Origin of the sequence: Blautia caccae (genome assembly GCF_040095955.1) — a bacterium.
GTDB classification, from domain to species: domain Bacteria; phylum Bacillota; class Clostridia; order Lachnospirales; family Lachnospiraceae; genus Blautia; species Blautia celeris.
This window is the reverse complement of the sequence record NZ_JBBMFP010000038.1, coordinates 23,644-32,820: the sequence shown is the minus strand read 5'-3', so window position 1 is coordinate 32,820 and position 9,177 is coordinate 23,644. Positions and strand designations below refer to the sequence as shown.

At 37.9% G+C, this 9,177-nt stretch carries 9 protein-coding genes and 2 pseudogenes; 1 reads left to right on the top strand and 10 read right to left on the bottom strand.

Annotation, left to right across the window (positions count from 1 at the left end):
- Positions 1-255: pseudogene (locus WMO65_RS25085) on the bottom strand (transposase); the annotation flags it as partial.
- Between WMO65_RS25085 and WMO65_RS25080 the strand changes: the two are divergent.
- Positions 245-1,304 (top strand): annotated as a pseudogene (locus WMO65_RS25080) (IS256 family transposase); the annotation flags it as partial. The pseudogenes WMO65_RS25085 and WMO65_RS25080 overlap by 11 nt on opposite strands.
- A 49-nt stretch (positions 1,305-1,353) precedes the next feature.
- Here the strand turns inward: WMO65_RS25080 and WMO65_RS25075 are convergent.
- The 9 genes from WMO65_RS25075 to WMO65_RS25040 all read right to left on the bottom strand — a co-directional run bounded on the left by WMO65_RS25075 (position 1,354) and on the right by WMO65_RS25040 (position 9,138).
- Positions 1,354-1,479 carry a hypothetical protein gene (locus WMO65_RS25075; protein WP_256139482.1) on the bottom strand — a complete coding sequence of 42 codons (126 nt, stop codon included), beginning with the start codon at positions 1,477-1,479 and terminating at the stop codon, positions 1,354-1,356.
- Positions 1,480-1,752: 273 nt separating this feature from the next.
- Positions 1,753-2,244, bottom strand: coding sequence for an acyltransferase family protein (locus tag WMO65_RS26605; protein WP_353964006.1), 492 nt, complete (start codon positions 2,242-2,244; stop codon positions 1,753-1,755).
- Between the two features lie 112 nt (positions 2,245-2,356).
- Positions 2,357-3,799 (bottom strand): oligosaccharide flippase family protein, encoded by a 1,443-nt coding sequence (locus tag WMO65_RS25070; RefSeq protein ID WP_148392778.1) that lies wholly within the window; start codon positions 3,797-3,799, stop codon positions 2,357-2,359.
- A 114-nt stretch (positions 3,800-3,913) separates the two neighbouring features.
- Positions 3,914-5,080, bottom strand: a complete 1,167-nt coding sequence (locus WMO65_RS25065) for a Coenzyme F420 hydrogenase/dehydrogenase, beta subunit C-terminal domain (protein WP_349064732.1) — start codon at positions 5,078-5,080, stop codon at positions 3,914-3,916.
- 7 nt (positions 5,081-5,087) lie between these two features.
- Positions 5,088-6,074 (bottom strand): glycosyltransferase family 4 protein, encoded by a 987-nt coding sequence (locus WMO65_RS25060; protein ID WP_148392780.1) that lies wholly within the window; start codon positions 6,072-6,074, stop codon positions 5,088-5,090.
- A gap of 17 nt (positions 6,075-6,091) precedes the next feature.
- On the bottom strand, positions 6,092-7,204 hold the full coding sequence (locus WMO65_RS25055; protein ID WP_243128821.1) for a polysaccharide pyruvyl transferase family protein: 1,113 nt from the start codon (positions 7,202-7,204) through the stop codon (positions 6,092-6,094).
- 31 nt (positions 7,205-7,235) lie between these two features.
- Positions 7,236-7,661, bottom strand: coding sequence for an acyltransferase (locus tag WMO65_RS25050; protein WP_256139445.1), 426 nt, complete (start codon positions 7,659-7,661; stop codon positions 7,236-7,238).
- The gene (locus tag WMO65_RS25045; RefSeq protein WP_256157929.1) at positions 7,655-7,936 is read right to left on the bottom strand and encodes a hypothetical protein; all 282 of its coding nucleotides are present in this window, start codon (positions 7,934-7,936) and stop codon (positions 7,655-7,657) included. Before WMO65_RS25045 ends, WMO65_RS25050 begins: the two co-directional genes overlap by 7 nt.
- Positions 7,937-7,941: 5 nt before the next feature.
- The gene (locus tag WMO65_RS25040; RefSeq protein WP_148392782.1) at positions 7,942-9,138 is read right to left on the bottom strand and encodes a hypothetical protein; all 1,197 of its coding nucleotides are present in this window, start codon (positions 9,136-9,138) and stop codon (positions 7,942-7,944) included.
- Positions 9,139-9,177 lie beyond the last annotated feature (39 nt).

The following is a 9,177-nucleotide window of genomic DNA, read 5'->3' as shown; positions in this document are numbered from 1 at the left end:
TCCTTCCGAGGTCTCAAATCCGTAGATATCTTCAATAGTTTCAGATATCTGCCGGGTAGTCATTCCCTTCGCATACACGGAGATGATTTTCCGGTCAATATCAGAAATGTCTTTCTGGCGTTTTTTGACCACCTGTGGTTCAAAGGTAGATTTTCGGTCTTGCGGCAGCACATCGATTCCCATGGAACCGTAACTACTGTTGACCCGTTTTCGTTTGTAACCGTTCCGGTAATCATCATTGTCTGAGCGTTCCGCTGACCGTCAGGGGTATCGCTCCGGCCATTACAATCGAAATTTTCAGACTACTGCTGGCGATGTGGAACTAAAAGTTCCAAAGCTGAAAGGGGTTCCCTTTGAAACTGCTATTATTGAACGCTACTGCCACAGGGAATCTTCCGTTGAAGAAGCTCTGATTGAAATGTATCTGGCAGGTGTTTCTGTACGGCGTGTCGAGGATATCACCGAAGCTTTATGGGGAACAAAAGTATCCCCAGGTACCATCAGTAATCTCAATAAAAAGACATAAGAGCATATCGAAACCTGGCGTACACGCCCACTGGTTGGTAACTATCCGTATGTCTATGTAGATGGCGTATATTTGAAGCGCAGCTGGGGTGGCGAAATCCAAAACGTTTCTATCCTTGTTGCTATTGGAGTCAGTAGTGATGGCTGCCGTGAGATTATCGGTGCAGCTGAAGGCCTGAAAGAAGACAAGGAGAGCTGGCGCTCCTTCTTTGTATGGTTGGAAGAACGTGGCTTAACGGGAGCCAGCCTGATTATCGGAGACAAAAATCTCGGAATGCTCGAAACCATACCAGAAGTATTTCCAGATGCCCGTTATCAACGCCGCACCGTTCATTTTTACCGGAATATTTTCTCTGTTACTCCACGTAACAGGATGAAGGCTGTAGCAATGATGTTAAAAGCCATTCATGCCCAGGAGAGCAAGGAAGCAGCACGTGAGAAAGCATAACAGGTAGCTGAGAAACTAAAGAAAATGAAACTTGGCTCTGCTGCTAAAAAGCTTCAGGATGGCATTGAGGAGACACTCACCTATATGGACTTTCCAACACAGCACTGGACCAGAATCCGGACCAATAACACCATTGAACGGTTAAACCGGGAAATTAAACGTCGAACCAGAGCAATCGGCGCTTTTCCTGATGGTCAAAGTGCCTTGGATACTCGTATGTGCCAGACTGCGACATGTAGCAGGAACCCAATGGGGAACCAGGCGCTACATGAATATGGATCATCTTACTAAACAGGAGGATGAACTACTGTCTGATATCATAGCCGGTTAACTGTCAGCTACTGAACGGCAGGAATTAAATTTGCGAAAAAATCTTGACACTATCTCAGGGCATCCTGAATGTCTTCAGCTGTCTGAATATCGTATTTTTCCAAAAGCTGATGGATAATGCTGCGTTTCCCTTCTGTCATTTGTACTCTGTGTACTGGTTTCTTTTGTCTTGCCATAATAAAAGGTCCTCCTATGATTTTTATTTTATCATAGAAAAACCTTATAAATCCTATTTTACAGAAAAAGTTTCACACTCTCAGTACTGCCCTCCCCCGATTAAACTAAGCCTAACTTTTACCATCTAGATAAATCCAACGATTAATCCACTCCGCATGGATGTTTCAAATTTATCTGCACAATCCATTTGAGCTACCAGCATTCCAATTGATACAAACACCAGTGATTGGAAAAAGACATTTCTTGTTGTCACAAATAAAGAGAAATACAAGTTAATGGACTTTCCAATGGCCATTCATCATTTTTAATTCGATACTAATCAGATATACAATCGATCCAATACATACAATTCGCCTAATTGAGAGCTTTCTTGACAAAAGTTCAATTAAGAGCAAAGCAAAAATCAAGCCGTTCAAATACCATAGTGTCCACGAATAGAAATTATCACCAACAAATATGAAGTTTCGCAGACAGAAAATCAAATACGCAGGTTTCATCCCTCTCTCAACCAACCAGCCACACATAGTTAGCGGAAGGTAAACAGCTGACCATATTAGATAAATTTTCATGACTTTTCTGCAACGGAACATCCATTTCGTGTGCAAATCTTCTTCAGGCTGTTTAATAACCAGAAAGTATCCTGTACACGCATAAAAGAACGGCACCGCATTGTTGGAGATATCATAGTAGAACAGTTTTTCTAGCAAATCACTACTTACCTGAAATGGTTTTGTATGTATGCCGATTACAAAAAATGAACAAATAAATTATAACAAATCAATAAGTTAGTAGTTTTGAATTTTGCTTTTTCCCTTATATTTTCCACCGAAGTTCTCCTCTCTCCATCAATTACCTTTGTACTGCGTTAAACGTCATTTACGCTTTGTGCAAAATCTTGTTTTTAACCTTTTCGATGAGTTCAAACATGAATGCATTCTTCATTGCCAAATTGACGGCAATGTATACAGCTGCGCCACAAGCCACTTCAACGAAAAGACCAATTGTGTTTGACAGACGCAGTTGCATAAGAAGAAGTACACACACAGACATGATTGCTGTACTAATCACCCCTGTTACAAGTGCTTTCCCATTAATATTGAATCGTACTTTCTTCTTCATATAAATGAACTGAATCGTATTTGTCGCCAACTCACTAAACACAGATGCAATAACTGCACCATTTTGCAGCAGCTTTGGAATCATCATCGCATTTGTAATGACATTAATTACAGATGCTGAAGCTGCTGCCGGAAGAATGATTTTTTCGCTTTTAGTACTATAGACCAGCTGATAGCAGAATAAGTCGCCAAATCCCTTAATAAGAATCAAAGGACACATCAGTTGTATCGTCAAAGCAGCCGGAGCAAAGGCCTCTCCGTAAAGGAACTCAACAGTTTGAGACGCCACAAGTGCCATTCCAACAGTCAGTGGAAGGGTCATCACACATAAGATTTGAAATCCCTTATCCAGTAATCGGTAAAAACCTTCTTTATCATTATCATAATAGTAACTTAATCTTGGAAGCAGTGCCGCTGTGACTGCATTTGCCATAGTGAGCACCATATTAATAGTCTTTTGTGCATACGAATAAAATCCGACCGACTCATCGGTTGCCATCATATTCAGCATTGTAACATCGATTTTGTTATAAATACTCGACAAGAATATAATGCACGCAATCAAAAGAACCGGTTTTATATGTTTTTTGATTTGAATACCTGAGAAATTGATATTAACGAATTTCTTTGCATGGATAACATTGAATACATAATTCCCACCCGTCGCAAGGCTGGAAATCAATGCATAAGCAACATAATCCTGTCGTGTTTTAACAAACAAAAGTAGTGCAACAAGTGAAAGACCTTTTATTAGCAAACTTCTACCGGTAATATAGCCGTATTCCTCCAATCCCTTATACATCCAATCGATGTTCAGGTAGTTAAAGAAAACAGCCAGTCCACAAGCACCATACAGTGCCCATTCGCCGTTAAAACCTGCGTTTATAAAAACAAGGCCAAAGAACCCTACTACCGCTAATGTTGTGGATATGATATTAAGCAATAAGAGTTCTGTAAACAGCTTATTGCTTTCGCATTTGTTTTCTCTGACTTTCGCAAACTCTCTCACACCGTAAGATGGCAGGCCCAATGAAGCAATCGTCACAAAATAAGAAGCAATATTCTGTGAAGACGCAACTTTTCCTATACCAAACGGGAGAAGAATTCGTGATACGTATATTGAAGTCACAAATGGAAATATAAGATTAGCAATCGTATATATGATATTATATATTGAATTTTTAGCTAACGATTTTTGCATTATTTTATCTGCGTGGCAAAAGTTCTGCCATTATTTCCTCCACTAAAAATCTAGCAGATCCAATATTTTGCTCTGCCGTCTGTAAATGATAAAAAGCATTCCATTTTTGCTACATTACCGGAAGCTAATCTTATACTCTATTCGGTCTGCCCCCCCCCCCCGAATAATTTTGAACTTTATAAGATTTTCTTTCAGTTTCTGTTTATAATATACTTTAGGCGCGCACTTTGAAACTGCCCTATGAAATCCTGTGTCCAGATTTGCAAAAAAGGTCATACGAGTCTCTGGTGCAATTGAGGGATGTCTTAACTGATGATTAGCCTCTATTGCCTTCTCAATATTAACTTTCTCTAACTGTAATCCAGAATTTTCAATCAACGCCATTCCTTTATTCGTTTGGCATAACATCAACGAGATACCTTTTCCCTGTTCACTGTCAGGACGATCACTTCCCCAAGAATCTCCAATCGTAACATCAGATACTCTACCCAATGCTGCATACCGGCAAGAATAACAGTTTTCTGTATAATCTAAAGAGGTAAGGAACGCGTATGTGTACATATCCTGGACACCTGCCGGTGTTATCGTCTTGTACTCTTTATCTTTATTCTGCGTGGATATTCCAAAATTCGTTTTATTTCTAAACCGAATCTCTTTTAACTGTTTAATGTCAACACCTTTTTCATGCAGTGCAAGATTCAAAATTTTCGGTGACGGCGATCCATGACAAATTAAGTCAATCGTATATAGATTTTCTCTTTTATTGGAAGACAGTGTTGCCGTATAATTTTTTGCAGCAGCCACCTGACAAGGCAATCCGATGAATAGGACTTTATTTCCATTCTTTAATTTTTCGACAATCTTATCATAAATACCAACCGGGTTGCTTTTCACATATTTAGACCCTGTGAAATTGATAAGTTCATCTTTTTTATCTGTTATGTCAAAAAGGAATTCTCCATTTATGAACAGGCAGGCTGCAACATAACCACCATTTTCAACGAAATATTTCATCATTGCTGAAGCGGCTCCGCCAGATGACGCTTTCATCCTAACATCATCTATCGCCCAACCTTCTTGCCAGCTGATAGGTTCTTTCAACTCCATTTTACGATTATTGGGGCATACTCGCTCACAAGCCCCACAGTTAATACATTTACTTTCATCAATAACCGCATTATAGGCTGATAAAGTATCTTTAATTGTAATTGCTTCTTTTTTACATTTTCCAACACATGCCATACAGCCTGTGCAATAATCTTGTTTACATACAGTTTTCATTACCTAATTAGCTCCTGCTTTTTTCACATAACTCCTTACAAAACTGCTCTAGCTTTTTAACTTCCGTTTTATAAGAGATTTCATCAAAATTCAAGTCCTTCATTAAGCGTGAATTATTAGGATTCTGAAGAAGATAATCAATCTTTTTCGCAATCTCATCTTCATCCATTGGATCATAAATCACGTCATGCTCTGCAACATCCAGCAAGTCCAATGCGCCTGCAGCATTCGAAATAAGGACGCTACACCCACATTGCAGAGCATCAAAAACAGTAAGTCCAAAAGATTCCAGAGTTGAATTCAGTACAAACAATTCACTTTGCGCCATTTCTTTATAGAGTTGTTCCTGCGAAACAAGTCCTTTAAACTCAATGTTATTACCTTTTGGCAGATCATCAGGATGATAAAGATATCCATAAACCATCAATTTCTTTTTATCATCCAGTTTAGCCATTGCATTTGCAACGGCAATATTATTTTTTAGCTTTCGATCACCTCCAACAGCTATTATGCGTCCTTTTTTACGCTCAACTGTACCAGAATCCAACTTCAATTTATCTACACCATTATGTAAATATGTCGTTTTCCCGTTGCAGCATGGATATTCTTTTAGAATTCTTTCAGCATATCGTTTTGATACTGACAGAAGCAAATCTACATTATGAAGAACATATTGCTCCATATTCACACTATTAACATCTGTCACCTCTTCATTTAATGTTGATTCAATCTCATAGCAGCCATGCATAATATAAATTGTCTTCTTATTCAGACACTTTGCAAGCTTAATAGCATATAATCCAACCTTTGACATCCCTGATACAATAACAGCCTTACACCGAAATGTGTTAACTATTGCACTCAGATACTTTTTAATTTTATTCTTGCTATCCGCCACACAGAAACTGTCTGTCAGATTTGAAACTATTCCCTTATTAACATTGGAAGGTCCCGTATTGCCATCTGCCTCTCCAACAAATAAATACTTTGCCATCTATTCACCTACGCCGTTTATATATTACTCTTCAGATATTGTACTGTTTTTTTCATTTCTTCCTCAATGATTGAACTGAATTTCTCTTTGCTCTTCCAGAAGCTATATTTCTCTTCAATTTCCACAATATTACTCATCAGCTGGTCTTTCATTCTTATCTTTTCAACTAAATTCAGCAGCTTATTTTTGTTGCTTGCTCTAGCTAAAACAGCAAATTTATTTGCATATTTTGAAGCAAAAATTGTCCCATGAAATGTATCCGTAACCACAAAATCTGATTCCTTGAATATTTTTAGGCACTGAAATGGTGAACATACAATATAATCTTTAATCCAGAACTGTGGTGCACCAATTGCAACTGGCGTCAACTGATGCTTTTTACAAAACCCTTTTATTGCATCAATTTCCTCAGCCGTATGAATTCGATTATAATATGAATAAATCACACAGTAATGTTCCGGCATTTCAGGCAAGGACGTCTGCTCCACTTCGTGATTGAAGTTATATATTAGTACCGGGTCCAGATTATCACTAATCTGTTTATCAGTCAGTTTTGCAACAAACTTGTGCGTGTTTTCATCTCGCACAGAAAATGCCGTAACATTTTTAAATGTTTTCCTAATTTTCTCAGCAACTTTCACTGGTATTTCATCATATTTTGTGGAGCCGCAAGATGCCGCATAAGTAATCACTTTATTCGCCTCTGGAACATTACCAAACAGTTGTGAAGTAAATCCCCATGCTCCCGAATTTAAGCAGTTAAATACTTCATCACTGCCAATTACACAAACATCATACTGATGACTTTTTTTCTCGATATTTAATTGCTCCACACGGAATTTGTTAAAAGCCGCACCTTGCTCTATACTTTTTCTTTTAATTTTCAGACGGTTTAACGTATATCGATCAGTTTTACTAATTTTCCCTATTATGCCATCTTTTTCTCGTTCTTCATGGTATTCTTGCTTGTAATTTCCCAGAAGTTCATAGTCTTCATCTCTTTTAGCAATATCTATAAACTCTACTTCGTTTCCTAGTTTTTCAATTGTCTTTTTCAGTGCATACGATTGAAGCAAGGACCCCATATTATCAATCTGCTGCATTGACAAAATACACACTTTCACTTTCATAATCCTCCTTCGTTCTGTACACACTTTGTCATCAAATTTTCTTCAGAAAATCTTCCATGTCTTTGAATTTCTTATGGTTTTTCCTAAATTGCTCTTTTGTATACTCGTAGTTTCCTCCGAGTTTCATCATACTTTCCCAACACTCTGGAAGTTCATTATTTCCGTCTGTAAAAAGCCAGAAGAATTCATGTAATGCTTTCTCATCAGGCTCTTTTCCATATCGTTCTCTATACAGTTCTACAAGTTCTTTCGCTTCTGCTACCTGTGCAGCTTTGCGCTTCTCATGATACTCTTCTAGTTCCATAATGATCTTGCAGGGATTTCCTGCTGCCACGCAATTATCTGGAATATCCTTATTAACGAGAGAATTGGCCCCGATGATAACATTATTACCGATATGAACTCCCTTTAGAATTGTTGACTTCATACCAATAAAGACATTATCGCCTATTACCACGCCCCCCCCCCCGATCCAAGAATGTCTCCATAAACACCTTTCATCACAGACCAATCAAAACCGTGAGTGAGAATGGTAACCCCTTCTGTAATCTTCACGTTGTTTCCAATTGTGATCAGCCACGGACGGGTGGTATCAATTTGGGTTTTTGTCGGAACATATATAGTTGTTTCACCTCCAATTTTCATCCCAAGACTCCGAAGATATTCTATGTATGTTTTCGAATCTGCTTTATTTCCAAATATCAAACGTCTGCAGACATTTTTTATATTCATGCTCCTCACTCCTCTTCATTTCCGGAATCTGCTAAAGTTTGCCATGTCAAAACAGCAAATACCATATAAGCATAATTTGAACGCAATGTTGAATTATACACCATGATTATCATAAAAACCATTGGAAAAAATGTTCCAAGCAGGTTGTAATATGTACTTCTTTTTTGATATGCAACAATCGCTTTAATCTCTAGTATCACAAAAAAAGAAATGTACGCAATCGTGCCAATATAACCTACTTCAACAAAGAGATATCCCAACGATAGCCATGTATAGTGCATCAAACCATAAACATTGTAAAATGCACTATTCAGAATCGGGAATGCGTCAGAGTAATCACCATTTCCTAAACCGATGCCAAACAGCAATGCATCCTTTCCCGCCCATTTTGTGATAATAGGTGATAACTTTGAAAACACCGCTGTTCTTCCGACATCAAACTGACTTGCATATACCTCTTGGTCAGAAAGAATAGTCATAATATTGTCGAACGACAAATAGTCTGCCCAAAACGGAAAAACATAATAAAAAATTTGCATTCCAACATACAATGCTATTACAAAGAACAACGCGAGAATCATACCGCGCCCCTTACGCTTTGACATTGTAAGATACCATACCACCAATAGAATTGCCATAATAAAAAGAAATTTCAATTCTGACAATGCGGCATTTACAAATATAAGAAGCAGATAGCACAAAAACTTCCTTGTGCTCATTTTTTTATACTCAAATTGGCATACCGCAATACACAGAATAATGGACAGGTAAATCATCAGTCCGCCGTTACCACCGCCCGTCTTTCCGAATAGTCCGCTAAGGAAATCTTGATTTAAACCTTCCACAACATATTGAAATGCAATTAAAATCATGTGGATTGGAAACAATTTCAGGAACAATTCTTCAATTGGCTTCACATCATCTTCTGTCCATAGAGCTCGTGCCAATACATAGAATAGAAAGAATCTTCCATAATTTCTTATACCCCAAAAAGCTCTGGGAATAGTAACTGAATTTAATCCCCATCCAATCAGTACTACCACCGCAAAGGCTACCATTGAAACAATTTCAATATTTTTAATTGTTTTTGTTAATGTTATTTGCTTTCTACAGACCACTACAAGAAGTAAGATAATCAGCAACACATCGCACAAATAATTAATCTGGCGAAAACCAACATAATCTGATATTATGCCTTGCAACAAGCATATTCCTAAAACACCATATATGATGCTCTTATA